Here is a 24,188-nt window from a genome sequence, read left to right on the forward strand (position 1 = left end):
CGCGCCCCTCCTCGGCTCGGCGCGGGCCGCCGCATGGACGGCCCGGCCGCCGGCTGTCAGTAGCCCAGGCCCTTGCGCCGCTCGTATTCGCCGGCCGGGTCGTCGGCTTGCGTGTAGAGCTTCGACTCGGTCTGCAGGAACTTCGCCGGCTGGGTGCCGTCCTTCCAATAGGCGGCGAGCGCGTCGAAGGCCGGGCCGGCCATGTTCGGCGTCAGCTCGACGGTGGCATTCGCCTCGCCATTGGCCATGGCCTGGAACAGGTCCGGCACACCGTCGATGGACACGACCAGGATGTCGGTGCCCGGCTTCAGCCCGGCCTCCTTGATGGCCTGGATCGCGCCGACCGCCATGTCGTCGTTATGGGCATAGAGCGCGCAGATGTCCTTGCCGCCGTTCTCGGCCTGCAGGAAGCTCTCCATCACCTCCTTGCCCTGGGCGCGGGTGAAGTCGCCGGTCTGGCTGCGCACGATCTTCAGGTTGTCGTGCCCGGCCAGCGCGTTCTCGAAGCCCTTCTTGCGGTCGATGGCGGGGCTGGAACCGGTGGTGCCCTGCAACTCGACGACGCGGCATTCCTTGTCGCCGACGGTATCCACCAGCCATTTGCCCGCGACCTCGCCTTCATGCACCAGGTTCGAGCCGACGGCGGTCAGGTAAAGATCGTCCGAGCTGTCCACCTGCCGGTCCAGAAGCACGACCGGGATCTCGGCCTCCTTGGCCTCTTGCAGCACGGCGTCCCAGCCGGTGGCGACGACCGGGGCGAGCAGGATCGCGTCCACCCCCTGCGCGATGAAGGAGCGGATCGCGGCGATCTGGTTTTCCTGCTTCTGCTGCGCGTCCGAGAATTGCAGCTTCAGGCCGCGTTCCTCGGCCTGGGTCTTGGTCAGCGTGGTCTCGGCCGCGCGCCAGCCGGATTCCGAGCCGATCTGGGAAAAGCCGACGGTTTCGCCCTCGGCCAGCGCGGCCGTGGCCGAGATCGCCAGCGCGGCAGCGGCGGCGGTGCTCATCAGGAATCTGGTCATGGTTTCCTCCCTCAATGACCGTTTTCTACGGGGCTGTCCTCTCAGCCCCGCAAGTCCTCCGGCAGCAGCGCGTCGGGCAGGTTCTGGAAACAGACCGGCCGCAGGAAGCGGCGGATCGCCAGGGTGCCGACGCTGGTGGCGCCGAAATTCGTCGATGCCGGGTAAGGGCCGCCATGCACCATGGCGTCGGCGACCTCGACCCCGGTGGGCCAGCCGTTCGCCAGCACCCGGCCGGCCTTGCGTTCCAAGATCGGCATCAGCCGGCAGGCCAGCGCGGTGTCGCCGGCCTCCATCTGCAAGGTGGCGGTCAGCTGGCCGTCCAGCGCGCGGGCAAGGCCCAGCATCTCGTCCTCCGAACTGGTGGTGACGACAAGGCCGAGCGGGCCGAAGACCTCTTCCCCCAGGGCGTGGCTGTGCAGGAAGTCCCGCGCACTGGTCCGGTAGATGCCGGGCCGCGCATTGCGGCCCCGGCTGTCGCAGGCCAGCACCGGCGCGGCATGGGCTCCGATACGGGCGGCGCCTGCGCGATAGGCCTCGGCGATGCCATCGGTCAGCATGACCTGTTCCGGGGCGTTTGCCAGCGCCTCGGTGGCGGCGGCGGTAAACGTGTCGGCATCCTCGGCGCGCAGCACCAGCAGGCCCGGATTGGTGCAGAACTGCCCCGCGCCCATGGTCAGGCTGGCGGTCCAGTCGCGCGCGATCTGCTGGCCGCGCGCCGCCAGCGCATGGGGAAGCACGAAACAGGGGTTGATGCTGCCGAGTTCGCCGAAGAAGGGGATCGGCTCGGGCCGCGCGGCGCAGAGGTCGTAAAGCGCCCGGCCGCCGCCCAGGCTGCCGGTGAAGCCCACGGCGCGGATCAGCGGGTGCTGCACCAGCGCCGCGCCGACCTCATGCCGGTCGCCGTGGATGAAGCCGAAACTGCCGGCGGGCATGCCGGTGGCGCGGATGGCAGCAAGGATGGCCTCGGCCACGATCTCGCCGGTGCCGGGATGGGCGGGGTGGCCCTTGACCACCACCGGGCAGCCCGCCGCCAGGGCCGAGGCGGTGTCGCCGCCCGCCGTCGAGAACGCCAGCGGGAAGTTCGAGGCGCCGAAGACCGCCACCGGCCCGATGGGACGCTGGATCAGCCGCAAATCCGGGCGCGGCAGCGGCTGGCGGTCCGGCAGCGCCCTGTCGTGGCGGCGGTCGAGGTAATCGCCCTTGCGGATATGATCCGCGAACAGCCGCAACTGGCCCACGGTCCGACCGCGCTCGCCTTGCAGCCGGGCCTTGGGCAGGCCGGTTTCCTGCGTGCCGATGGCGGTGATCGCCTCGGCCCGCGCCTCGATCTCGTCGGCGATGGCGTCGAGGAAAGCCGCGCGGTCGGCGCGCGCGGTCCAGCCATAGGTCCAGAACGCCTCCTCGGCCGCGGCGCAGGCGCGGTCCACCAGATCGACGGTGCCGCTGGCGAAACCATGCGCCGGGCCATGCGCGGGGGCCGAGCGGAATGTCGCCTCGCCCCCGACCCATTCGCCCGCGATCAGATGCTTGCCTTGCGGTGTCCAGTCCATCGGTCTTCCTTCAGAATTCGAATGCGTCCACGGTATTGCGGCTGCCGAGGGTAAAGGCGTCCGCGACCAGCACCATCGGCGACAGGTCCACCTCGGAGGCGCCCCTGCGCACCAGCTCTGCCATGCGCGCGTAAAGCGCCGGGTATTCGCCCATGATGCTGGCCTCGCCCCCTGCCTCGGCCCCGTCGACCTCCAGCACATTGCCGCCCATGCGCAGCGCCAGCCGGCCGGCATCGGTCACGAACTCCATGTCCCAGGTCTGCGGGCCCTGCTGGCGGAAGTCGAAATCCGCCTCGATCCCCTGCGAGAGCCGCAGCCGCGCGGCGATGGGCGCCTGACGGTTCTCGGGGAAGTCCAGCTCGGCGGCGCGCAGATGCACCGGCGCGGGCAGGATATGCGTCAGGATCGACAGCGCGTTGATGCCGGGATCGAAGACCCCCATGCCGCCGGCCGCGAAGATCCAGTCCTGGCCGGGATGCCAGACCCGCACGTCCTCGCGCCAGGTGATCCGGCCGCTCTCGATGCGCCGCCCGGAAAGCCAGCGTCTTGCCGCCGCCACCGCCTGCGCCTCGCGCGAATGCCAGCTGGCGAACAGCGTCACGCCCTGCGCGCGCGCCAGCGCCTGCAGCGCCTGCACCTCGGCCAGCGTGGCGCCCGGCGGCTTTTCCAGCATCACATGGCGCCCCGCCCGCAAGGCCGCCTCGGCCATGGCAAAGCGCGGCACCGGCGGCAGGCAGAGCGAGACCGCAGGGATGTCGGGCCGGGCGGCCAGCATCTCCTCGATGCGGGCGAAGCTCTCGACCCCCTCGATGCCGCCATGGCGCGAGACGCTGGCCGCAAGCGTCCAGTCCGGGGATGAGGAAATCGCCGGAACATGCTGATCCCGCGCGATCTTTCCGATGCCGACAAGAGCGATCTTCATCAGTGGCTGTCCTTTCCGACCGCGCGGCCGCGGCAGCCCCGCAGAAAGTCGAAATCCGCCCCGGTCTCGGCGCCCTCGACATGGTCGTGGAACAGCCGCGCATAGCCCCCCGCCGGCGGCGGCACCGGGTTGCGCCATTCGGCCAGGCGGCGGGCGATCTCGGCATCGGGCACGTCCAGATGCAGCCGCCGGTTCGGCACGTCCAGCTCGATCATGTCGCCGTCGCGCACCACGGCCAGCGGCCCGCCCCGCGCCGCCTCGGGCGAGGCATGCAGCACCACCGTGCCATAGGCGGTGCCCGACATGCGCGCGTCCGAGATCCGCACCATGTCGGTGATGCCCTTCCTCAGAACCTTGGGCGGCAGGCCCATATTGCCGACCTCGGCCATGCCCGGATAGCCGCGCGGGCCGCACATCTTCAGCACCATGACGCAGGTCTCGTCGATGTCCAGCGCCTCGTCGGCGATGCGGGCCTTGTAGTCGTCGATATCCTCGAAGACGACGGCGCGGCCGCGATGCACCAGCAGATGCGGGCTGGCGGCCGAGGGCTTCAGCACCGCCCCGTCCGGCGCCAGATTGCCGCGCAGCACCGCGATGCCGCCCTGTCCGGTCAGCGGCCGGTCGGCGGGCAGGATGACGTCCTCGTTCCAGTTGCGGGCCTCGCGCACCTCATCCCAGATCGTGCGGCCCGAAACGGTCAGCGCCTCGCGGTGAAGCAGCCCCGCCTCGCCCAGTCTTTGAAGAACCACCGGCAAGCCACCGGCATAGAAGAATTCTTCCATCAGGTACTGGCCCGAGGGCATCAGGTTCACGATGGTCGGCACGTCGCGGCCCAGCCGGTCCCAATCGTCCAGCGTCAGCTGGACCCCGACCCGGCCCGCCAGGGCCAGCAGGTGGATGACCGCATTGGTCGAGCCGCCGATGGCGCCGTTGGTGCGGATCGCATTCTCGAAGGCGGCGCGGGTCAGGATGTCGCTGGGCTTCAGGTCGTCCTTGACCATCTGCACGATGCGCCGGCCGGTCAGCTGCGCCATGACGCGGCGGCGCGAGTCCACCGCCGGGATCGCGGCATTCCCGGACAGCGCCATGCCCAGCGCCTCAGCCATCGAGGCCATGGTCGAGGCGGTGCCCATGGTGTTGCAGGTGCCGGATGAGCGGGACATGCTGGCCTCGGCCTCCAGGAACTCCTCCTGCGTCATCTCGCCGGCCTTCACGGCCTCGGAGAATTTCCACAGATGCGTGCCCGAGCCGATGCGCTCGCCCCGGAACCAGCCGTTCAGCATCGGACCGCCGGTGACGACGATCGAGGGGATGTCGGTCGAGGCGGCGCCCATCAGCAGGCTGGGCGTGGTCTTGTCGCATCCGACCAGCAGCACCGCCCCGTCGATGGGCTGGCCGCGCATCGCCTCCTCGACCGCCATGGCGGCAAGGTTGCGATACATCATCGCGGTTGGGCGATAGCTGTTCTCGCTGGCCGAGAACACCGGCACCTCCAGCGGAAAGCCCCCGGCCTCCCAGATGCCGGCCTTAACCTTTTCGGCCAGCTCGCGCAGATGGCCGTTGCAGGGCGTCAGGTCCGACCAGGTGTTCAGGATGCCGATCACCGGCCTTCCGTCAAACAGATCATGAGGATAGCCCTGATTCTTCAACCATCCGCGATGATAGATCGTGTCGCGGGAATTGCCGCCATACCAATGCTGCGAGCGCAGCTTGCGCGGCCAGGGCGCGGGGGTGAAGGGCTTGGTCATCACAGCACCTCGACGCGGATCGGGGCGTCGCCGGGCCGGTCCGGCGCCAGCGGGTTGCGCAGCGGCAGGCCCAGCGCCGGGGACTCGATCTCGAACACATCGCCCGAACGGCAGCGGACGCCGTCGGCAAAGGACAGCGTCGCCGTGCCGAAGAAATGCACGTGCACATCGCCCGGCTGGCGGAACAGCGGGTATTTGAAATGATGGTGCTCCAGATTGGCGATGCTGTGGCTCATGTTCGCCTCGCCCGAAAGGAACGGCCTTTCCCAGAGCACCGCTCCGTCGCGCAGGATGCGGCTGGTGCCCTCGACATGCTGCGGCAGATCGCCCAAGCGCATCTCGGGGCCGAAGCTGGCGGGGCGCAGCTTGGAATGGGCGAGCCAGAGATAGTTGCCGCGCTCGGTCACATGATCCGAGAATTCGTTGCCGAGCGCGAAGCCCAGGCGGAAGGGCGTGCCGTCCGGGCCGATCAGGTAGAGCCCGGCGATCTCGGGCTCCTCGCCCGCGTCCAGCGCGAAGCCGGGCGAGGTCAGCGCCGCACCCGGCGCCGCCACCCCATGCCCGTTGCCCTTGTAGAACCATTCCGGCTGCACGCCGACCGCACCGGGATGCGGCTTGCCGCCCTCCAGCCCCATGCGGAACATCTTCATGCTGTCGGTCAGATCGCCGGCATCGGGGGCGCCATGCATGGCGTCGCGCGTCGCCGCCGAGCCGAGATGCGTGAGCCCGGTGCCGGTCAGGTGCAGATGCGCCGGGTCGGGATGATCCACGGGCGGCAGCACCCGCCCCTCGGCCAGCGCGGCTTCCAGGTCCACCGCCGCGCCGGGGCCGCGGCGCGCGGCCTCTTCGGCCAGGCTGCGGCCGGCGGCGATGGCGGCCAGCGCCAGGGTCCGGGTGCTGTCCGCCCCGGGCACCAGATGCGCGGCTTCGCCGTCGCGCAGCGCGACGGCGCGGCTTCCGTCCGGCAGAAGAAGTTGCGACAAAAACATGGCAGGTCCCCCGCTGCAATCGGTCCGGGCGGCCGGCCCTTGCGCGGCCCGGGCACCACCCGCCTTGATGGCTTGCGATTGATCTAGCCATGAAACGACATGATGGTAAAATTACATCCTTCGCAATCTGCATACCGGAATCGTCATGACCATGCCGCCTGCCCGCCTGATGCTGAAACCCGCGCAGCTGCGGCTGCTTCAGCAGATCGCCGAAACCGGCCAGTTGCAGCTGGCCGCCGAGCGTGTCGGCATGACCCAGCCCGCCGCCTCGCGCATGCTGGCCGAGATCGAGAACCAGGTCGGCGCGCAGCTGTTCCTGCGCCAGCCCAAGGGCATGGAGCCGACCGAGATCGGCCGCGCCGTGCTGCGCCGCGCCCGCGTCATCCTGCGCGAGATGGTCAGCATGGCCTCGGACGTGCAGGCGCTGCGCGAGGGGTTCGGCGGCACGCTGCGGGTGGGCGCGGTGACCGGACCGGCGGTCAGCTATCTCGTCTCGGCCATCCGCGAGATCAAGGAGGGCGCGCCGGATGCCGACATCACCGTCGATGTCATGCCCTCGCGCGAGCTGCTGCAGCATCTGGCGGCGGGAGAGATGGATTTCGTGCTGGCCCGCATCCTGCCGGAATTCGACAGCCGGGATTTCAACATCCTGCCGATGCGGGACGAAAAGGTGGCTTTCCTGGTGCGGGCCAGCCACCCGCTGAGCCGCTCGGCCTCGGTCACGCTGACCGAACTGGCCGGGCAGGAATGGATCATGCAGAGCCGCGGCGCGCCGATCCGCGAGGCCGCCCTGGCGGCCTTTGCCAATGTCGGGCTGGCCGAGCCGCGCAACATCGTGAACAGCCCCTCGCTTCTGCTGACGATCGCCTATCTGGCGCAGGGCGATGCGGTGGCGCCGATGTCGGAGGAGGTCGCCGAATTGCTGATCCGGCCGCCGGTCGGGGCGGGCTTCGCCATGCTGCCGGTGCCGCATGAGATCCGCGTCTCGCCCTATTACCTGCTGGACCTGAAGCGCCGGCCCTTGTCGCCCCTGGCGATGCGGCTGCGCGAGAAGCTGGTGGCGCTGTCGAAAAGTCCGGTGCGGGACGCATTCGGCTGAGGCGGCGACAGCGCGCGCCGCCGCATGAGTATTTGGGAAACGGTGAAAGCCGGCGCCGCGCGGTCGGGCGGCGCCGCGCGCGGTCGTCAGGCGTTCTGCATGCCGCGCTCTTCGCGGCTTTGCAGGATGGCCTTGTCGGTCTGGCCGAGGATCTGCGAGGTGACGGTGCCCGCCGTCATCGAGCCCGAGACGTTCAGCGCCGTGCGGCCCATGTCGATCAGCGGCTCGACCGAGATCAGCAGCGCCACCAGCGTCACCGGCAGCCCCATGGCCGGCAGCACGATCAGCGCCGCCATGGTGGCGCCCCCGCCCACGCCCGCGACCCCGGCCGAGGACAGCGTGACGATGGCCAGCAGCGTCATGATCCAGGCCGGGTCCAGCGGGTTGATGCCGACCGTCGGCGCCACCATCACCGCCAGCATCGCCGGATAGAGCCCGGCGCAGCCGTTCTGGCCGATGGTCGCCCCGAAGGAGGCCGAGAAGGAGGCGATGGTCTGCGGCACGCCGAGGCGGCGGGTCTGGATCTCGACATTGAGCGGGATGGTCGCGGCGCTGGAACGGCTGGAGAAGGCGAAGGTCAGCGCCGGGACGATCTTGCGATAGAAGGTCAGCGGATTCACCCCGGTCAGGCTGAGCAGCACGGCATGCACGACGAACATGATCGCCAGGCCCAGATAGGAGGCGACGACGAACTTGCCCAGGTTCAGGATGTCGGCCGCGTTCGAGGTCGCCGCCATCTTGGTCATCAGCGCCATGACGCCATAGGGGGTCAGCACCATGATCAGCCGCACCAATTGGCTGATCCAGGCTTGCAGGATGTCGATCAGGTTCAGCAGGCTGCGGCCCTTTTCCGGGTCGCGGCGCAGCAGGCGGATGGCGGCGACGCCCAGGAAGGCGGCGAAGACCACCACCGCGATGATCGAGGTCGGGTTGGCCCCCGTCAGGTCGGCGAAGGGGTTCCTGGGGATGAAGGACAGCAGCAGCTGCGGCACCGTCAGGTCGGCGACCCGCGGCGCGTAGCTGGTCTCCAGCGTGGTCAGCCGGGCGGTCTCGGCCGCGCCCTGGGCCAGCCCCTCGGCGGTCAGGCCGAAGGCCAGCGACATCACCACGCCCACGAAGGCCGCGATGGCGGTGGTGGCAAGCAGCGTGCCCAGCGTCAGGACCGAGATCCGGCCAAGCGCCGAGGCGTCGTGCAGCCGCGCCACCGCGCTGAGGATCGCCGCGAAGACCAGCGGCATCACCACCATCTGCAGGAGCTGCACATAGCCGTTGCCGACCACGTTGATCCAGTCGATGGTGGTCTGCAGCGAGGGTGCGTCGTTGCCATAGGCCAGCTGCAGCCCGATCCCGAACAGCGTGCCCAGGATCAGGGCGATGAAGACCCGCACCGACAGCGACATCTGCCCGCCCTGCAGGCGGACCAGCACCACGACCAGTGCGGCAAAGATCAGAAGATTGATGAAAACGGATGCCATTCGCGCATCTCCGGCAATTTCAGGTTGACCCATGAAGCCATATTGCCCGTCCGGCGTATAGGCATGGCGGCGCGGATTTCGCGCGGCCTGCGGGCCATTTCCTCGATAAAGGAAGCAGGCGCGCGCTTCGCAAGCCCCCCGATTCCGGCCTGGCGGCACGATATTCAACGGATTCTTTAGACTGTATTCGGATATCGGGGGTTATTCCCGGCCAGCTGCTGCGATATCGTGCAGGCGGCCCGGCCCTTGCGGGCCATTGCGATCCCTCGTCGCCGCGCAAGGACCGGGCCAGCCCGCACGCGCGCGCCCCGCAATCCGAAGGCAGGCCATGCCCAAGCTTCTCGCCATCCTTTTCGCGTTCCTCATGGGCGCCTCGGCCGGTTCCGGCACGGCAGGGACCCTGCATGAAGCGGCCCTGTTCCGCGCGGCCGCCGAGGGCGACGCCGCGTTGATCCGCGAGTTGCTGGCCCGGGGCGCGCCCGTCGATCCCCGCGATGCCGAGGGGCGCACGCCGCTGCTGGTCGCGACCCATGCCAACCGGGTCGAGGCGGCGCGGGCGCTGATCGAGGCCGGCGCCGACGTGAACGCCAGGGACGCCATCCACGACAGCCCCTATCTTTATGCCGGGGCGCGCGGGCATCTGGAGATTCTCGATCTGACGCTGGCCCAAGGCGCCGATCTCTCCAGCACCAACCGCTTTGGCGGCACGGCGCTGATCCCGGCCGCCGAGCGCGGCCATGTCGGGACCGTCCGCCGCCTGATCGAGGCCGGGGTCGATGTCGATCACGTCAACCGGCTGGGCTGGACCGCGCTGCTGGAGGCGATCCTCCTTGGCGATGGCGGCCCGCGCCAGCAGCAGATCGTCACCCTGCTGATCGAGGCCGGCGCCGACGTGAACCTGCCCGATGGCGAGGGGATCTCGCCCCTGGCCCATGCCCGCCGCATGGGATTCGCGGCGATCGCGGCTCGGCTGGCCGAAGCCGGCGCAAGATGAAAGGAAGGGCGATGTCCGATCAGGCAAGGCATTATCTGGAACAGGCGGTGATGCTGGCGCATCGCAACGTGCAGGCCGGCGGGCGCCCCTTTGGCGCGGTTGTGGTGCGGGGCGGCGAGGTGCTGGCGACCGGCGTCAACGAGACTGTCGCCACCCATGACCCGACGGCCCATGCCGAGCTGGTGGCCCTGCGCGCCGCCGCGCTGCGGCTGGGCTCGCCCGATCTTTCGGGCTGCGCGATCTATGCCAGCGGCCAGCCCTGCCCGATGTGCCTGGCCGCCATGCGGCTGGCCGGCGTGACCGAGGTGCATTTCGCCTATTCGAACCAGGAGGGCGCGCCCTTCGGCCTGTCCACCGCCGCGCTTTACGAGGAGCTGGCGAAGCCGCTGGCCCAGCAGGCGATGACAATCCGCCATCTGCCGGTGCGTCCGCAGGGCGCCGGCGACCTTTACGCCGAGTGGAAGGCGCGGCAGGGCCGGGCGTGACCATGCCGGGCCGGGCGGCGCGGCCGCTGATGCTGGCCGTGGTGGCCATGGTCGGGCTGGCGCTGCGGCCCTTCCTGACCGGGGTCGGCCCCGTCGCGGCGCCGATTTCGGCCGAGACCGGCCTGTCCATGCAGGGCCTGTCGCTGCTGACCCTGCTGCCGGTCCTGCTGATGGGGGCGGGCGCCTTTTTCGGACCGGCGATCCAGGCGCGGCTGGGCGCGAAACGCGCCACCGTGCTGGCGCTGATGGTGCTGAGCCTCGGCTCGGGCCTGCGGCTGGCGGCGCATTCGGCGCTGGAGATGCTGGGCTCGGCCGTGCTGCTGGGCCTGGGCGCGGCGGTGGTGCAGGCGGTGTTCCCGACCATCATCAAGCGCGAATTCCCGCGCGGCATCAACCTGGCCATGGGGCTTTACGCCGCGATGATGATGGGCGGCGGCGCCTTCGGCGCGCAGGCCGCGCCGCTGATCGCCGCATGGTCGGGAAGCTGGCGGCTGGCGCTTGGCTGGCTGGCCCTGCCCGCCGCCCTGACCGCGCTGCTGGTGGCGCTGGCCCTGCCGCGCGAGACCCGCACCCGGGAGGCCGGCGGCAGGGCGGGGCTGGGCCGCTGGCTGCGCCTGCCGCGAGTCTGGCTGCTCATGGCCTGTTTCGGGCTGATCAACGGCGGCTATTCATCCTCGGTGGCCTGGCTTGCGCCCGCCTTCCAGGATCTCGGCTGGCCGGCCGGCGCCAGCGGCGGGCTGCTGGCGGTGCTGGCGGTCGGACAGGCCGTCTCGGCCCTGGCCACGCCGGTCCTGGCCAGCCGCGGCAGCGACCGCCGGCCCTGGCTGGGCGGCTGCATCGCCCTGCAGCTGCTGGGTTTCGCCATGCTGGCCCTGCGCCCCGAAGCGGCCCCGCATGCGATCGCCTTCCTGCTGGGCGCCGGGCTCGGGGGCTGTTTCTCGCTGATGATGATCGTGGCGCTGGACCACCTGCCCGACCCGGCGCAGGCCGGCGCGCTGGCGGCGCTGATGCAGGGCGGCGGCTTCCTGCTGGCGGCGATCCCGCCCTGGATCCTGGCGCTGCTGCACGATCTGACCGGCAGCTTCACCCCCGGCTGGGCGCTGCATCTGGCCGCGGTGCTGGCGGTCGGCGGGCTGACGCTGCGCCTGTCGCCGGCAAGCTATCGCGGCGCCCTGCGCCATCCCGCCCCCCGAGGCGCTGACGCCGCACCGGCCGAGTGAACGATTTCAACAAGGAGGAGGAAAACCATGCTGACCATCACCCGACTGGACCAGGCGGACGCACGCCTGCTGATCGCCGGCGCCGAGGCCCATGCCCGCGAGATCGGCGTGCCCATGTGCATCGCCGTCACCGACGAAAGCGGCCAGCTTCTGGCCTTTTCGCGCATGGATGGCGGCAAGGTGACATCGGCGACCATCGCCATCGACAAGGCCTTCACCGCTGCCGCGGCGCGCAAGGCCACCCATGAATACGGCGCCGCCAGCCAGCCCGGCGCACCGGCCTGGGGGATTTCCTCGGCCATCGGCGGCCGGCTGATGGTGGTGGGCGGCGGGCTGCCGGTCGAGCATGACGGCCAGACCGTCGGCGGCATCGGCGTCTCGTCCGGCACGCCGGCGCAGGACCAGGCGGTGGCGCAGGCCGGCATCGACCACTGGCGGGCGCAGCGCGCCTGATCGCCGGGGGAACGGGCCGGGGATCCCGGCCGTTCCCCGCAGGCCACGGCGGGCGGGCGCAGGCCGGGCCGGGTCTGGACGCCAGGCAGCCTGCCGGATAAGGCAGGCGCGTTCCCTTGCCGCCCGGGCCCGGGGACGCCTCACCTGCCTGCAAGAGATCATGCTGCTCTGGTTCCTGCCCATCGCCGCGGCCGTCTTCGGCGCAGCCATCCTGCGCGGCCTGACCGGCTTCGGCTTCGCCCTGGCGGCGGTGCCGCTGATGTCGCTGATCGTCGAGCCGCGCATGGCGGTGGCCAGCACCATCCTGCTGCAGGTGATGGTCGGCTTTCGCGACCTCATGCATCTGCACGGCAGCTATGACCGGGCCGAGGTGCTGCGGCTGTCGCTGGGCTCGCTGCTGGGCATGCCCTTCGGCATCGCGGCGCTGGCGCTGTTCGATCCCGATGCCGGGCGGCTCGCCATCGCGGCGATCTCGCTGGCCGGGCTGGGCATGATGCTGCGCCAGCCGCATCGCCGCGTGGCCCCGGGCCCCGGCGTGGCGCTGGCGGCCGGGGCGCTGTCGGGCCTGTTCGGCAGCCTCGCCGCCATGCCCGGTCCGCCCGCCGTGGCCTATTTCGTCGCCAGCGGCACCCCGGCCGCGCGGGCGCGGGCCTCGATGATGATCTTCTTCTTCGTCTCGGCGCTGATCACCCTGCCGGGGCTGGCCGTCGCCGGTGCGGTGGAGCTGCGCACGCTGGGGCTCAGCCTGGCGCTGCTGCCGCTGCTGGTCTCGGGCACCTGGGTCGGCGGGCAGCTGTTCAGCCGGCTCGACCCGCGGCATTATCGCGGGCTGGCGCTGGGGGTCATGGCGCTGTCGGCCGGGCTTGCCGGGGCGCGGGCGCTGGCCGGCCTGCTCTGACCCCGGCTTGCGCCGCGCCGCCGGACAGGCTACCAGCCCGGGCTTTGCGAAAAGAAGGCGCAGGAAATGCCAAACGACATGCTCGCCATCGACTTCGGAACCTCGAACTCGGCCGCGGCGATCCTGCAGGACGGACGGCCGCGGCGCCTCGCCATCGAGCCGGGGGCCGAGACCCTGCCCACCGCCGTGTTCTTCTCGGCCCGCGGCGGCGCCATGCGCATCGGCGCGGCGGCGGCCGAGGCGCTGATCGCGGGCGACGAGGGCCGCTACATGCGGGCGCTGAAAAGCGTGCTCGGGACCGGCCTGTTCCACGAATCGCGGCTGATCGCCGGCAAGCGCCGCACCCTCTCCGAGATCGTCGCCGCCTTCCTCGCCACCCTGCGCGAGCGGGCCGAGACGGCGGCCGGACGCCGCTTCCGCCGGGCGCTTTCCGGCCGGCCGGTGCATTTCCACTCGAACGACCCGGCGCGCGACGCGCAGGCCCAGGCCGACCTGCGCGGCTGCTATCTGGCGGCGGGTTTCGACGAGGTCACCTTCCTGCCGGAACCCGAGGCGGCGGCGCTGGCCAGCCACGGCCTTGGCCGGCCGGACGAGATCGGGCTGATCGTCGATATCGGCGGCGGCACCTCGGATTTCTCGGCCTTCCGCAGCCGGGGCGACGGGCTGGACATCCTCGCCAATCACGGCATCCGGCTGGGCGGCACGGATTTCGACCAGCAGGTCTCGCTCAGCCATGCGATGCCGGCGCTGGGTCATGGCGGCGAACTGCGCCGCGCCATGGGGCCGGGGCTGCTGCCGGTGCCGAATGCGATCTATGTCGACCTGGCGACCTGGGCGAAGATCCCCTTCCTCTATGTGCCCGAGACGCGGCGCATGGCCGCCGGGATGGCCCGCATGGCGGTGGACCGCGCCGCCATGGACCGCCTTGTGACGGTGCTGGACGAGGAACTGGGCCACGAGCTGGCCTTCGCGGTCGAGCGCGGCAAGATCACCGCCAATGCCGGCGAGGGCGCGCAGATCGCCATGGGATTCGTCGCGCCGGGGCTGGCGCCGGCGATCTCGCCCGCCTCGCTCGACGCGGCGCTGGCGGGCCATCGCGCCGAGCTTCACGGCGCCGCCGCCGAGACGCTGCGGCTGGCGGGCATCGCGCCGGATCAGGTCGGCAGCATCATCCTGGTCGGCGGCTCCAGCCTGATGGGCCTGGTCGCCGACGAGGCGCTGCGGCTTTGCCCCGGCGCGCAGCTTCTGCGCGCCGGCGCCTTCACCGCCGTGGTGGACGGGCTGGCGCTGGCGACGGCGCGTTGACCGCGCGTTAACGCTTGCCGGTTTTCGGCCCGGTGCGAAACGGCTTGTCGCCGCCCTTGCCCTGCCAGCCGCCCGCGGCCTTGTGCGACTTGAAGCCCGCGGCGCGTTTCGGCCGCGCCTCGGCGCCCTCGCCCCCGACCGGCCGGCCGTCGCGCAACGCGCCATGCGACTTGAAGCCCGCCGATTTCAGGCCCGCACGCGGGCCGGGCTTCGGCGCGGCGGTCTTCTGCGCCTGCTTCTTCTCGCTGCTCCAGCGGGCCTTGCGCGGCGCTTCCGCCGGTTCGGCTTCCGGCGCGGACTCGCGGACGGGCGCGGGACGGGCGGCGCGCGGCTTCACCGCCTCCGGGTCCAGCAGCGCCGGACGCCGGGCCGGCTTGGGCTTCGGCTCGGCCTTCGGCCTGTCCTCGAAGCGCGGCTCCGGCGTTTCGGGCCGCGCGGGGCGCGGCGCCTGGCCGCGATGGGGTTTCTTCTCGCGCGCGGGGGACGCCGCCCCTGCCGTTTCACCGTTTTGCAAATACTCGTGCCGACCGGGCCGCTTGTCGCGCCCGGCGGCAGTCTCGAAAACCGGCTCGCCCTCGATCCGGCGCATGGTCAGGCCGGGCTCCAGCTCGATCCGCTCGCCGAAATTCGGCGCGACGGCGGCGGCGATCTGCACGAAGGTCTGCTCGGTCTTGACCCGGATCGCGCCGATGGCGTCGCGGGTGATGTTGCCCGCCTCGCAGATCTTGGGCAGCAGCCAGCGCGCCTCGGCCCGGCCGGAATGACCGACCGAGAGCAGGAACCAGACCGCCGGGCCGAACTCGCCCCGTTCGCGCGGCGCAGAAGGCGCAGGGCCCACGCTTTCCGACAGCTCCTCGGGCGCCGGGCGCCCCTCGCGCCACAGCCGCACGAAGGCCGATGCGACCCGTTCCGCGCCGAAGCGGTCGAGCAGCGCGGCAGCCAGCCCCGCCTCCTCGCCCGGCGCATCGGCCAGTGCCGGATGATCCAGCATGCGTTCGTCGTCGCGGGCCTGCACCTCGTCGGCCGAGGGCGCCTTGCCCCAGTCCGCGACCAGCTTGGCGCGCTGCAAGAGCCGCTGCGCCCGCTTGTATTCCGCCGAGGGCACGATCAGCACCGAGGTGCCCTTGGCGCCCGCCCGGCCGGTGCGGCCGGAACGGTGCAGCAGCGTGTCGGGATTGGTCGGCAGGTCGGCATGGATCACCAGTTCCAGCCCCGGCAGGTCGATGCCGCGCGCCGCCACGTCGGTGGCGATGCAGACCCGCGCCCTTCCGTCGCGCAGGGCTTGCAGGGCATGGCTGCGTTCCTGCTGGGACAGTTCGCCCGACAGCGCCACGACCTTGAAGCCGCGATTGCCCATGCGCGCCAGCAGGTGGTTCACATTGGCGCGGGTCTTGCAGAAGATGATCGCCCGGCTGGCCTCGTAATAGCGCAGGGTGTTGAAGATCGCGTGCTCGCGGTCGCGGGTGGTCACCGACAGGGCGCGATATTCGATGTCGCCGTGCTGGCGCGCCTCGCCCATCGCCTGGATGCGCAGCGCGTCGCGCTGGAAATCGCGGGCCAGCGCCTCGATGGCCGGCGGCACGGTGGCAGAAAAGAGCAGCGTGCGCCGTTCGGCCGGCGCCGAGCCCAGGATGAATTCCAGATCCTCGCGGAAGCCCAGATCCAGCATCTCGTCCGCCTCGTCCAGCACGCAGGCGCGCAGGCCGGTCAGGTCCAGCGAGCCGCGCTCGATATGGTCGCGCAACCGGCCGGGGGTGCCGACGACGATATGCGCCCCGCGCTCCAGCGCCCGGCGCTCGGTGCGATAGTCCATGCCGCCGACGCAGGTGGCGATGCGCGCGCCCGCCTGCTCGTAAAGCCAGCCCAGCTCGCGCGCCACCTGCAAGGCCAGCTCGCGCGTCGGCGCAATGGCCAGCGCCAGCGGCCGGCCCGCCTCGGGCAGGCTGTCGCCGTCGAGGATGTCGCCGGCCATGGCCAGCCCGAAGGCCACGGTCTTGCCCGAGCCGGTCTGCGCCGAGACCAGCACGTCGCGGCCCCGCGCCTCGGGGGCCAGGGCGGCCTCTTGCACGGAAGTCAGGCTGGCATAGCCCTTGGCCGCCAGCGCCGCGGCCAGAGGCGCGGCAATATCATGTTCGTTCATCTTCTTCGCCAGAAAGGGGATGCGGGGGCGCATCCGGTGAAAGGCACCATTCCCCTTTGCGGCCGGGCCCTCCCAACGGCCCGCCGGCCCGGAACGCGGAGCCAAGCCGCCCGCCTATCCTGTCCCGGCCCGCAAGTCAAAGCGAAACTAGGGCCGCATCAGCTGATCCTCGGTCCAGCCGAGCCGCGCCATGTCCTCGGCCCGCACCGCCGCATCGTCGCCGACGATGAATTCGTCCAGCTGCGGCGGGACCGTGCCGGCCTGCGACAGCAGGCCATGCACCTGCCCGCGGTGATGGGTCTGGTGCTGGAACAGATGCGACAGCAGGTCGTCGCGGCGGTCGTGCTGGACGCGGGCGCCCCGGTCCACCGCCACGATTTCCGCCAGGGCGTCCGGCGTCAGCGCCGCGACCAGCGCCAGCAGGCGGTCGTCCATCCGCACCTGCCATTCGATCAGCCGTGCCAGGTCGGGGCAATCCCGCGCCTCGGCCAGCGCGGCCTCATCAAGCGGCCGGCCCTCCAGCGCGTCGATATAGAAGCGGTCAACCAGCAGGATATGGTTCAGCGTGGCGCGGATCGAGCCGAAGAAGGACGGGCGCGGCGCCTCATAGGCGCCGGGCGGCAGGGCGGCGCAGGCGCGATGCAGCCGGGCATTGGCCAGCCGGTTCATCTGCGCCAGCTTGCGCAGCATGCGCAGCATCAGGGTCATCGGGCACCTCCTGCCGCGATGATGCCGCGCGGCGCCCGCCGGGTCGAGCCTCTAGCGCCGAGGCCCGGCGGGATCGTGGCCCAGGCTGCGGCGGATCTCGGCCAGGAACAGCTGCAGCGCCGGCACCGGGTCGCGATGGTGATAGACGATATAAACCTCGGAGATCGGCGGATCGGGGCGGATCGGCAGGAAGGTCAGCGGTCCCGCCGTCAGCCTGGCGATGCCCGCGGGCACGATGCTGACCCCGAAGCCCGCGACGATCAGGCTGGGGATCGACTGCGCGTCCACCACCTGCTGCGAGACCCGGGGCCGATAGCCCGAGGCGACGATGCAGGCCATGACATAGGCGGCGAAATCGGAACTGTCGGGGCGCAGCACGACATGCTGGTCCTCGCGCAGGTCGTCGATCGAGACGCAGGTGCGCCCGGCCAGCCGGTGGTCGCTGCGCACCAGCGCCACCATCTCCTCGCGCCAGCCGTATTCATGGGCCAGCTCCTCGTCGCGCGGCACCGAACGGTTGAAGCTGACATCGGTGCGCCGGCTCAGCACCTCGGTGATCTGCGTGGCCGGGGTCTGTTCGTGGACGCGCAGGGTGATTCGCGGATGCAGCCGGGCGAAATGCGCCAGAAGCTCGGAGAGGCCCCCGCGCAGGATCGAGCCGGTTGCCCCGATTTCCAGCAAACCGTCCTGGCCCTGCTGGATTTCGCGGATCTCCTGCAGGCTGCGCTCATACTGGTCCAGCATGTTGCGCGCCCTAGGCAGAAACAGCGCGCCGGCCCGCGTCAGCGCCACCTTGCGGCTGGTGCGGTGGATGAGTTCCGCGCCCACCTCGCGCTCAAGTGTCTGGATTTGCGTGCTCAGCGGCGGCTGCGACATGTTCAGTCGCCGGGCGGCGCGGGTGAAGTTCAGCTCTTCGGCCAGGACGACGAAGCAGCGGAGCTGGCGCATTCTCATAGCATCACCGTATAGATCAGCGGTAAATCGATATTAGACACGGATGCAACATTCGCCAACAATCTTGGCATGAGGGGTCAGCCGCGACCGCGCGCCGCCGATGCGAGAGGAGACGCATCCGGAAGCGCGCCGGGCCGCGGCCCGCCCCTTCCGTCACAGGGAGGAACGGAAACACATGCCGAATTGGTCCAGGTCCTTGTTTGGACAGGTTTGCGTGGCGCTGGTGCTGGGGGTCCTCGCCGGCTTCTTCGCGCCGGAATTCGCCGCCAAGATGAAGCCGCTGGGGGACGGGTTCATCAAGCTCATCAAGATGCTGATCCCCGTCATCGTGTTCTGCGTCGTGGTGCATGGCATCGCCGGCGCGGGCGATCTGAAGAAGGTCGGCAAGGTCGGCGTGCGCGCCATCATCTATTTCGAGATCATCACCACCATCGCCCTGGCCTTGGGCATCGCGGTCGCCTATCTGTTCGGCCCCGGCCACGGCATGAACATCGACGTGAGCCAGCTCGATGCCTCGGCGCTGTCGGCCTATGTGGACCGCGCGCATGAAGTCACCAGCGGCGGCACCGTCGACTTCCTGATGAAGCTGATCCCGACCACGATGATCAGCGGCTTCGCCCAGGGCGACATCCTGCAGGTGCTGCTGGTCGCGATCCTGTTCGGCTGCGCCCTGTCGCTGGTGGGCGAACGCGGCAAGCCGCTGCTGCACATGATCGAGCTGACGGGTGACGTCACCTTCAAGGTCATGTATTTCATCGTCCGGCTGGCGCCGCTGGGCGTGTTCGGCGCCATCGCCTTCACCGTCGGGCAATACGGCATCGGCTCGCTGGCGCAGCTGGGCTATCTGGTCGGGCTGTTCTACGTCACCATCGCCATCTTCGTCTTCGTGGTGCTGGGCTTCGTGCTGCGGCTGTCGGGCTTCAGCATCATCAAGCTGCTGCGCTACATGCGCACCGAGGTCGGCATCGTCGCCGGCACCGCCAGCAGCGACGCGGTGCTGCCGCAGACCATGCGCAAGCTGGAGCATCTGGGCATCAAGGACTCGACCGTGGGCCTGGTGGTGCCGACCGGCTATTCCTTCAACCTCGACGCCTTCTCGATCTATCTGACGCTGGCGGCGGTGTTCATCGCCCAGGCGACCAACACGCCGCTGTCCACCACCGACCTGCTGGCCATCCTGGGCGTGGCGCTGGTGACGTCGAAGGGCGCGCACGGGGTGCCGGGCTCGGCCATCGTGATCCTGGCCGCGACGCTGGCCGCGATCCCGGCCATTCCCGCCATCGGGCTGGTGCTGGTGCTGTCGGTGGACTGGTTCATGGGCATCGCCCGGGCGCTGGGGAACTATCTGGGCAATTGCGTGGCCACCGTGGTCGTCGCCTCTTGGGTGGGCGATATCGACCGCGACCGCGCCCGCCGCATCCTCGACGGCGAGGACATGCCGACCCTGGACGTGCTGGACGAGGATGCGCCCATGTCGCAGCCGCAGCACGGGTAACGAGGTCCCTCGCGGATCGGCCGGGACCAGCGCGACGGACCCGGTCGCCCCGCCGAGAAGACGGCCTGCGCCTTCCCTCCCGATGGCGCAGGCCCTTTCATGTCAGGGCAGCCCGGTCGTGAAGCCTTCGTCGGTCAGGATGCCGATCAGCGCCTGCGCGGCCCGTGTGCGGTGGCGCCGCGGATTGGTCAGCAACGAGAACGGCCGCTCGGCCCCCGGCAGCGGCAGGGTGCGGATCCAGCCCGAGGCGGCCGGCCGCGCCACCGCGCGCTGCGACAGCACCGCAAGACACCGGCTGGAGGCGACCGCGCCCAGCACCGCCTCGTTCGAGGGCAGCTCCAGCGCCAGCGGCAGCGCGGAGACGGAAAGCCCCTGCCCGCCCAGCCAGGTCTCGAATTCCGACCGCGTGCCCGAACCCGGCTCGCGCAGCACCCAGCCTTGCGTGGCAAGCTCGGCCGGCGGCAGCGCCTCGCGCCCGGCCCAGGGATGCGCGGCGCCCATGACCAGCACCAGCCGGTCGCGCGCCACCACCTGCCGGTGCAGCTCGCCATGCGCCACCGCCCCTTCGACCAACCCCAGATCGGCGCCGCCCTCCTGCACCGCATCGGCGACCTGGGTGGTGTTGCTGACCGTCAGGCGCAGCTCGATTCCCGGATGCATCTCGCGCAGGGCCACCAACCGCGGCGGCAGCCAGTAGCTGGCGACGGTCTGGCTGGCATGGACCCGCAGCCGGCCGCGCGGCTCGCGCGCCAGATCCTCCAGCACCATCTCGGCGGTCTCGGCCCGGTCCAGCACGGCCCGGGCCTCGGCCATGAAGGCCTCGCCCGTCTCGGTCAGCACGATGCGCCGCCCCACCCGGTCGAAAAGCCGCACGCCATGCCGCGCCTCCAGCGCCGAGACGGCCGCGCTGACCGCCGATTGCGTCAGGTTCAGCGCCTCGGCCGCGCGGGTGACATGCTGGCGCTCGGCCACGGCCAGGAAGATGCGGAGCTGTTCCAGAGTCATGCACCACTCATAAGAAAAACCGAACGGTATGGCAAATACAATGCGATGGATTGAACGTCGTTTCAGGACCATGTTCCACCCCAAAGGCAAAGGAGCACGATCATGTCCTCGACCGACCAGGGCCAGCAAAATTCTCTTGCCGTCGCCGGCTGGCTGGGCGCCACCCTGCCGGGACTGGGGCTGACCCTCGCCATCGCGGTCGCCGCGACGGCGGTGCAGCGGCTCTCGGGCATCCCGGCGCTCAGCCCGCTGGTGGTGGCGATGGTGCTGGGCATGGCGCTGCGCAACCTCTTCGGCACGCCCGCGGCGGCGCGGCCGGGCATCGCCTTCTCGCTGCGCCGGGTGCTGCGCCTTGCCATCGTGCTGCTGGGCTTCCAGCTGACGCTGGAGCAGCTGCGCGCGGTGGGCCTGCCGGGGCTGGCGGTGATCTCGGTGACGCTGGCCGCGACCTTCCTGTTCACCAGATGGGCCGGGCGGGCGCTGGGGGTCGAGGCGCGGCTGGCCGAACTGATCGCGGCCGGCACCTCGGTCTGCGGCGCCTCGGCGGTGATCGCCACCAACACCGTCACCCGCGGCTCGGACGAGGACGTGGCCTATGCCATCGCCTGCGTGACGGTCTTCGGCTCGCTCTCGATGCTGGCCATGCCGCTGCTGGGCGAGATGATGGCGCTGGGGCCGGCGCATTACGGCATCTGGGTCGGCGCCACCGTGCACGAGGTGGCGCAGGTGGTCGGCGCCGGTTTCCAGCACGGGGCCGAGGCCGGGCAGGCCGCCACCGTCGCCAAGCTCAGCCGGGTGATCATGCTGGCGCCGCTGATCCTGGTGCTGGGCGCGCTGGCCCGCCGGGGCGGCAAGGCCGCGCATGGCGCGGCGCCGACGCCCTGGTTCGTGCTCGGCTTCGTCGCGGTGGTGCTGCTGAACAGCGCCCTGCCCCTGCCCGAGGCGCTGCAGGCCGAGGTCGTCGGCCTGACCGCCTTCCTGCTGACCATGGCGCTGGCGGCGATGGGGCTGGAAACCGACATCCGCAAGCTGCGGGCCAAGGGCATCCGGCCGCTGGCGCTCGGCGCGCTGGCCTGGCTGTTCATCTCGACCCTCGGCCTGGGACTGGTGGCGCTGATCTAGGCATTGAGCGCGGGCGCGGCCGCACCTAGATAAGGGGAAACCCCGCCGACCGGAGCCGCGATGCAGCCCGCCGACACCCGCCCGCTGACCCGGCGCGAGACCGAGGTGCGCCGCTTCGTCCGCGCCCGCTACGGGCTGCGCGGCACGCTGGCGCTGCATCGCCACGCCCTCGGCCTCGACCTGCTGCGCGCGCCGGTCAACGTCATGCTGTCGCCGCTGTTCCTGCTGGTGCGGCTGGTCGCGCCGCTGTTGCGGCGAATCGGGCTGGTCCGGGCGGGCGAATGGCTGTCGCGCCGGCAGATCTTCCTGAAATCCGACGTGGCCCAGCGGATCGAGGCGGATCTGGCCGGCTTCCTCGACGATCTGGCGGCAAAGGGCCTGGCCCCAAGGGCGCCGCCCGAGACCGTGGCCCGCGCCGTCTCGGACTATGCCGAGACCCGCAACGCGGTCTCCGAGATCACCACCTCGCTGCTGGTCCTGCTCTCGGGGCTGCTGCTGTTCCACCGCGCGACCCCCGGGGTGATCTCGCTGGCCGGGCCGATCGCGCATCTGCGGGCACAGGCGCAGGCGATCGAGAATTTCGCGCTGGGAAGCTGGGCCGGGCGGATGTGGTACGGCGCCTTCCCGCGCGAGCTTTCCACCCTGGACCTGCTGCTGACCGGCACGGTGCTGGCCATGCTGGCCTCGGTCCTGACCACCTTTGCCGGGCTGGCCGCCGATCCGATCCAGACGGCCGCCGGCATCCACCGCCGCCGCATCATGCGGCTGCTGCGCCGGCTGGACCGTGCTAAGACCGGACCCGGGATTGGTCGCGAACATGTGCTGGCGCGGCTGGGCGACCTTTCCGACGCGGCGCTGAGCCTGTGGCGCAGCTTGAGGGGCTAGAGAGACCCGCCAGCCCCGAGCCGACCGGACCCTTCACGCCAGGCCGTCGATCTGCGGGAACCCGGCCCCTGCCGCCCCAGCCTGTTCCGCGCATCCCCTGCGCGGCGCCTTCCGATGCCGGCCGGGACCCTCCAACCCCAAAGCAATGGGCCCGCCTTTCCGGCGGGCCCTTTCTTTCTTGCCGAAATATCCTCGGGGGGTCCGGGGGGCAGACAGCCCCCCGGCAGCCGCGCTCACTCCATGAAGAAGGCGAAGCGGATGACGAACAGCGCCGCCACCACCCAGGTCGCGGCATGCACCTCGCGCGCGCGCCCGGTCGCCAGCTTGATCGCGGCGTAGCTGACGAAGCCGAAGGCAAGCCCGTTGGCGATGGAATAGGTAAAGGGCATCATCAGCGCCGTCAGCACCGCCGGCGCGCTTTCGGTCACGTCGCTCCACTGGATTTCCTCGAACTCCCGCACCATCAGGCAGGCGACGTAAAGCAGCGCCGGCGCGGTGGCATAGGCCGGGACCGAGCCGGCCAGCGGCGCGAAGAACACCGCCAGCAGGAACAGCCCCGCGACGACCAGCGCCGTCAGCCCGGTGCGCCCGCCCGCCTGCACGCCCGAGGCGCTTTCGACATAGGCGGTGGTCGAGCTGGTGCCCAGCATCGAGCCGGCCAGGATCGCCGTCGAATCCGCCATCAGCGCCCGGCCGAGGTTCTTGTTGGTATGGGTCGGCCCCTCGGTCAGCAACCCGGCGCGCTTGGCCACGCCGATCAGCGTGCCGGTGGCGTCGAAGACCTCGACCAGCACCATGACCAGGATGACGTGGAAGATGCCCACGGTCAGCGCCCCCGCCACGTCGAGCTGCAGGAAGGTCGGCGCGATCGAGGGCGGCATCGAGATCACCCCGCCGAAGGGGCTGGCGCCGATGGCAATGGACACCACCGTGATGACCAGGATGCCGATCAGGATCGAGCCGCGCACCTTCAGCGCGTCCAGCGCCGCGATGATGAAGAAGCCGACGATGGCCAGCAGCGTGCCGGTCTGGGTCAGGTCGCCCAGGCCAACCAGCGTCGCCGGATTGTCCACCACGATGCCCGCGTTCTTCAGCGCGATCAGCCCCAGGAACATGCCGATCCCGGCGGCGATGGCGCTGCGCATGGATGTGGGAATGCCCGCGATCAGCCAGCGCCGGATGCCGGTCACCGACAGGAACAGGAATATCAGGCCCGAGATGAACACCGCCCCCAGCGCCTGCTGCCAGGTGAAGCCCAGCGTGCCGACCACGGTGAAGGCGAAGAAGGCGTTCAGCCCCATGCCCGGCGCCATGCCGATGGGCCAGTTGGCCCAAAGCGCCATGATCGCCGATCCCAGCGCCGCGGCAAGGCAGGTCGCGACGAAGACCGCATTGCGGTCCATGCCGGTCGAGGACAGGATCTCGGGGTTCACGAAGATGATATAGGCCATGGTCAGGAAGGTGGTGATCCCCGCGATCACCTCCGTCCTGATGCTGGTGCCATGGGCCGTCAGGCCGAATTGCTTGTCTAGCACGGTTCCTTCCCCTGGACTGATGCTGGCGCCGCTGGCCGTCAGGCCGGATTGCTTGTCTGGCATGGTTCCTCCCAATTGGCGGTTCGCCCGCCGTGCTGGCCAGAATATGCCCGGGCATCTTCAACGAGAATGCAAGGTATAGCGACAGAGTTTCAACGAGATGTTTATAAACAGGGATTTTCAAGAA

At 70.5% G+C, this 24,188-nt stretch carries 21 protein-coding genes; 10 read left to right on the forward strand and 11 right to left on the reverse strand.

What is annotated here, in order from left to right:
* Positions 1-56: 56 nt before the first annotated feature.
* The 5 genes from ytfQ to araD1 are packed head-to-tail and all read right to left on the reverse strand — an operon-like array spanning position 57 to position 6,228.
* Positions 57-1,019, reverse strand: coding sequence for a galactofuranose ABC transporter, galactofuranose-binding protein YtfQ (gene ytfQ / locus L632_RS0111470; RefSeq protein ID WP_028716833.1), 963 nt, complete (start codon positions 1,017-1,019; stop codon positions 57-59).
* A gap of 41 nt (positions 1,020-1,060) precedes the next feature.
* Entirely contained in the window at positions 1,061-2,569 is a 1,509-nt protein-coding gene (locus L632_RS0111475; protein WP_028716834.1) for an aldehyde dehydrogenase (NADP(+)), read from the reverse strand.
* A gap of 10 nt (positions 2,570-2,579) precedes the next feature.
* Positions 2,580-3,491, reverse strand: a complete 912-nt coding sequence (locus L632_RS0111480) for a Gfo/Idh/MocA family protein (RefSeq protein WP_028716835.1) — start codon at positions 3,489-3,491, stop codon at positions 2,580-2,582.
* Positions 3,491-5,239, reverse strand: coding sequence for an L-arabinonate dehydratase (araD, locus tag L632_RS0111485; RefSeq protein ID WP_028712328.1), 1,749 nt, complete (start codon positions 5,237-5,239; stop codon positions 3,491-3,493). Before araD ends, L632_RS0111480 begins: the two co-directional genes overlap by 1 nt.
* Positions 5,239-6,228 carry an AraD1 family protein gene (araD1, locus tag L632_RS0111490; RefSeq protein ID WP_028712327.1) on the reverse strand — a complete coding sequence of 330 codons (990 nt, stop codon included), beginning with the start codon at positions 6,226-6,228 and terminating at the stop codon, positions 5,239-5,241. Before araD1 ends, araD begins: the two co-directional genes overlap by 1 nt.
* A gap of 145 nt (positions 6,229-6,373) precedes the next feature.
* On the opposite strand from araD1, the gene L632_RS0111495 reads away from it, so the two are divergent.
* Positions 6,374-7,327, forward strand: a complete 954-nt coding sequence (locus L632_RS0111495) for a LysR family transcriptional regulator (protein WP_028712326.1) — start codon at positions 6,374-6,376, stop codon at positions 7,325-7,327.
* 86 nt (positions 7,328-7,413) lie between these two features.
* Here the strand turns inward: L632_RS0111495 and L632_RS0111500 are convergent, their stop codons facing one another.
* Positions 7,414-8,802, reverse strand: coding sequence for an L-cystine transporter (locus tag L632_RS0111500; protein WP_028712325.1), 1,389 nt, complete (start codon positions 8,800-8,802; stop codon positions 7,414-7,416).
* Positions 8,803-9,130: 328 nt separating this feature from the next.
* Between L632_RS0111500 and L632_RS0111505 the strand changes: the two genes are divergently transcribed.
* The 6 genes from L632_RS0111505 to L632_RS0111530 all read left to right on the forward strand — a co-directional run bounded on the left by L632_RS0111505 (position 9,131) and on the right by L632_RS0111530 (position 14,157).
* Positions 9,131-9,796 (forward strand): ankyrin repeat domain-containing protein, encoded by a 666-nt coding sequence (locus tag L632_RS0111505; protein WP_028712324.1) that lies wholly within the window; start codon positions 9,131-9,133, stop codon positions 9,794-9,796.
* A gap of 11 nt (positions 9,797-9,807) precedes the next feature.
* The gene (locus tag L632_RS0111510) at positions 9,808-10,281 is read left to right on the forward strand and encodes a nucleoside deaminase (protein WP_028712323.1); all 474 of its coding nucleotides are present in this window, start codon (positions 9,808-9,810) and stop codon (positions 10,279-10,281) included.
* A gap of 2 nt (positions 10,282-10,283) precedes the next feature.
* Positions 10,284-11,501, forward strand: coding sequence for an MFS transporter (locus tag L632_RS22575; RefSeq protein ID WP_036698104.1), 1,218 nt, complete (start codon positions 10,284-10,286; stop codon positions 11,499-11,501).
* A gap of 27 nt (positions 11,502-11,528) precedes the next feature.
* A complete protein-coding gene (locus L632_RS0111520; RefSeq protein ID WP_028712321.1) occupies positions 11,529-11,954 on the forward strand; it encodes a heme-binding protein in 426 nt (141 codons plus the stop codon).
* A 160-nt stretch (positions 11,955-12,114) separates the two neighbouring features.
* Positions 12,115-12,852 carry a sulfite exporter TauE/SafE family protein gene (locus L632_RS0111525; protein WP_028716837.1) on the forward strand — a complete coding sequence of 246 codons (738 nt, stop codon included), beginning with the start codon at positions 12,115-12,117 and terminating at the stop codon, positions 12,850-12,852.
* Between the two features lie 66 nt (positions 12,853-12,918).
* Positions 12,919-14,157, forward strand: a complete 1,239-nt coding sequence (locus L632_RS0111530) for an Hsp70 family protein (protein WP_028712319.1) — start codon at positions 12,919-12,921, stop codon at positions 14,155-14,157.
* Positions 14,158-14,164: 7 nt separating this feature from the next.
* Here the strand turns inward: L632_RS0111530 and L632_RS0111535 are convergent, their stop codons facing one another.
* The 3 genes from L632_RS0111535 to L632_RS0111545 form a co-directional block, all read right to left on the reverse strand.
* Positions 14,165-16,297, reverse strand: a complete 2,133-nt coding sequence (locus tag L632_RS0111535) for a DEAD/DEAH box helicase (RefSeq protein ID WP_036698106.1) — start codon at positions 16,295-16,297, stop codon at positions 14,165-14,167.
* A gap of 147 nt (positions 16,298-16,444) precedes the next feature.
* Positions 16,445-17,005 carry a DinB family protein gene (locus tag L632_RS0111540; protein ID WP_028716838.1) on the reverse strand — a complete coding sequence of 187 codons (561 nt, stop codon included), beginning with the start codon at positions 17,003-17,005 and terminating at the stop codon, positions 16,445-16,447.
* Between the two features lie 51 nt (positions 17,006-17,056).
* Positions 17,057-17,953: a LysR family transcriptional regulator gene (locus L632_RS0111545; RefSeq protein WP_051476437.1), complete on the reverse strand. Its 897-nt coding sequence runs from the start codon at positions 17,951-17,953 to the stop codon at positions 17,057-17,059.
* 181 nt (positions 17,954-18,134) lie between these two features.
* Between L632_RS0111545 and L632_RS0111550 the strand changes: the two genes are divergently transcribed.
* Positions 18,135-19,454, forward strand: a complete 1,320-nt coding sequence (locus tag L632_RS0111550; protein ID WP_028712315.1) for a C4-dicarboxylate transporter DctA — start codon at positions 18,135-18,137, stop codon at positions 19,452-19,454.
* Between the two features lie 102 nt (positions 19,455-19,556).
* Here L632_RS0111550 and L632_RS0111555 read toward each other — a convergent pair whose 3' ends face one another.
* Positions 19,557-20,459: a LysR family transcriptional regulator gene (locus L632_RS0111555; protein WP_028712314.1), complete on the reverse strand. Its 903-nt coding sequence runs from the start codon at positions 20,457-20,459 to the stop codon at positions 19,557-19,559.
* A 102-nt stretch (positions 20,460-20,561) separates the two neighbouring features.
* On the opposite strand from L632_RS0111555, the gene L632_RS0111560 reads away from it, so the two are divergent.
* Positions 20,562-21,581 (forward strand): YeiH family protein, encoded by a 1,020-nt coding sequence (locus L632_RS0111560; protein WP_028712313.1) that lies wholly within the window; start codon positions 20,562-20,564, stop codon positions 21,579-21,581.
* Positions 21,582-21,641: 60 nt separating this feature from the next.
* Positions 21,642-22,466, forward strand: coding sequence for a DUF6635 family protein (locus L632_RS0111565; protein WP_028712312.1), 825 nt, complete (start codon positions 21,642-21,644; stop codon positions 22,464-22,466).
* A 233-nt stretch (positions 22,467-22,699) separates the two neighbouring features.
* Here the strand turns inward: L632_RS0111565 and L632_RS0111570 are convergent, their stop codons facing one another.
* Positions 22,700-24,064: an NCS2 family permease gene (locus L632_RS0111570; protein WP_198019322.1), complete on the reverse strand. Its 1,365-nt coding sequence runs from the start codon at positions 24,062-24,064 to the stop codon at positions 22,700-22,702.
* Positions 24,065-24,188: the final 124 nt, after the last annotated feature.

The sequence above is a fragment of the Paracoccus sp. J39 genome (genome assembly GCF_000518925.1).
In the GTDB taxonomy this organism is placed as follows: domain Bacteria; phylum Pseudomonadota; class Alphaproteobacteria; order Rhodobacterales; family Rhodobacteraceae; genus Paracoccus.

What these genes read in the sequence shown, in the direction of transcription:
- ytfQ (WP_028716833.1), bottom strand. Translation starts at nt 1,019, where the DNA reads ATGACCAGATTCCTGATGAGCACCGCCGCCGCTGCCGCGCTGGCGATC.
- L632_RS0111475 (WP_028716834.1), bottom strand. Translation starts at nt 2,569, where the DNA reads ATGGACTGGACACCGCAAGGCAAGCATCTGATCGCGGGCGAATGGGTC.
- L632_RS0111480 (WP_028716835.1), bottom strand. Translation starts at nt 3,491, where the DNA reads ATGAAGATCGCTCTTGTCGGCATCGGAAAGATCGCGCGGGATCAGCAT.
- araD (WP_028712328.1), bottom strand. Translation starts at nt 5,239, where the DNA reads ATGACCAAGCCCTTCACCCCCGCGCCCTGGCCGCGCAAGCTGCGCTCG.
- araD1 (WP_028712327.1), bottom strand. Translation starts at nt 6,228, where the DNA reads ATGTTTTTGTCGCAACTTCTTCTGCCGGACGGAAGCCGCGCCGTCGCG.
- L632_RS0111495 (WP_028712326.1), top strand. Translation starts at nt 6,374, where the DNA reads ATGACCATGCCGCCTGCCCGCCTGATGCTGAAACCCGCGCAGCTGCGG.
- L632_RS0111500 (WP_028712325.1), bottom strand. Translation starts at nt 8,802, where the DNA reads ATGGCATCCGTTTTCATCAATCTTCTGATCTTTGCCGCACTGGTCGTG.
- L632_RS0111505 (WP_028712324.1), top strand. Translation starts at nt 9,131, where the DNA reads ATGCCCAAGCTTCTCGCCATCCTTTTCGCGTTCCTCATGGGCGCCTCG.
- L632_RS0111510 (WP_028712323.1), top strand. Translation starts at nt 9,808, where the DNA reads ATGTCCGATCAGGCAAGGCATTATCTGGAACAGGCGGTGATGCTGGCG.
- L632_RS22575 (WP_036698104.1), top strand. Translation starts at nt 10,284, where the DNA reads ATGCCGGGCCGGGCGGCGCGGCCGCTGATGCTGGCCGTGGTGGCCATG.
- L632_RS0111520 (WP_028712321.1), top strand. Translation starts at nt 11,529, where the DNA reads ATGCTGACCATCACCCGACTGGACCAGGCGGACGCACGCCTGCTGATC.
- L632_RS0111525 (WP_028716837.1), top strand. Translation starts at nt 12,115, where the DNA reads ATGCTGCTCTGGTTCCTGCCCATCGCCGCGGCCGTCTTCGGCGCAGCC.
- L632_RS0111530 (WP_028712319.1), top strand. Translation starts at nt 12,919, where the DNA reads ATGCCAAACGACATGCTCGCCATCGACTTCGGAACCTCGAACTCGGCC.
- L632_RS0111535 (WP_036698106.1), bottom strand. Translation starts at nt 16,297, where the DNA reads ATGAACGAACATGATATTGCCGCGCCTCTGGCCGCGGCGCTGGCGGCC.
- L632_RS0111540 (WP_028716838.1), bottom strand. Translation starts at nt 17,005, where the DNA reads ATGACCCTGATGCTGCGCATGCTGCGCAAGCTGGCGCAGATGAACCGG.
- L632_RS0111545 (WP_051476437.1), bottom strand. Translation starts at nt 17,953, where the DNA reads ATGCGCCAGCTCCGCTGCTTCGTCGTCCTGGCCGAAGAGCTGAACTTC.
- L632_RS0111550 (WP_028712315.1), top strand. Translation starts at nt 18,135, where the DNA reads ATGCCGAATTGGTCCAGGTCCTTGTTTGGACAGGTTTGCGTGGCGCTG.
- L632_RS0111555 (WP_028712314.1), bottom strand. Translation starts at nt 20,459, where the DNA reads ATGACTCTGGAACAGCTCCGCATCTTCCTGGCCGTGGCCGAGCGCCAG.
- L632_RS0111560 (WP_028712313.1), top strand. Translation starts at nt 20,562, where the DNA reads ATGTCCTCGACCGACCAGGGCCAGCAAAATTCTCTTGCCGTCGCCGGC.
- L632_RS0111565 (WP_028712312.1), top strand. Translation starts at nt 21,642, where the DNA reads ATGCAGCCCGCCGACACCCGCCCGCTGACCCGGCGCGAGACCGAGGTG.
- L632_RS0111570 (WP_198019322.1), bottom strand. Translation starts at nt 24,064, where the DNA reads ATGCCAGACAAGCAATCCGGCCTGACGGCCAGCGGCGCCAGCATCAGT.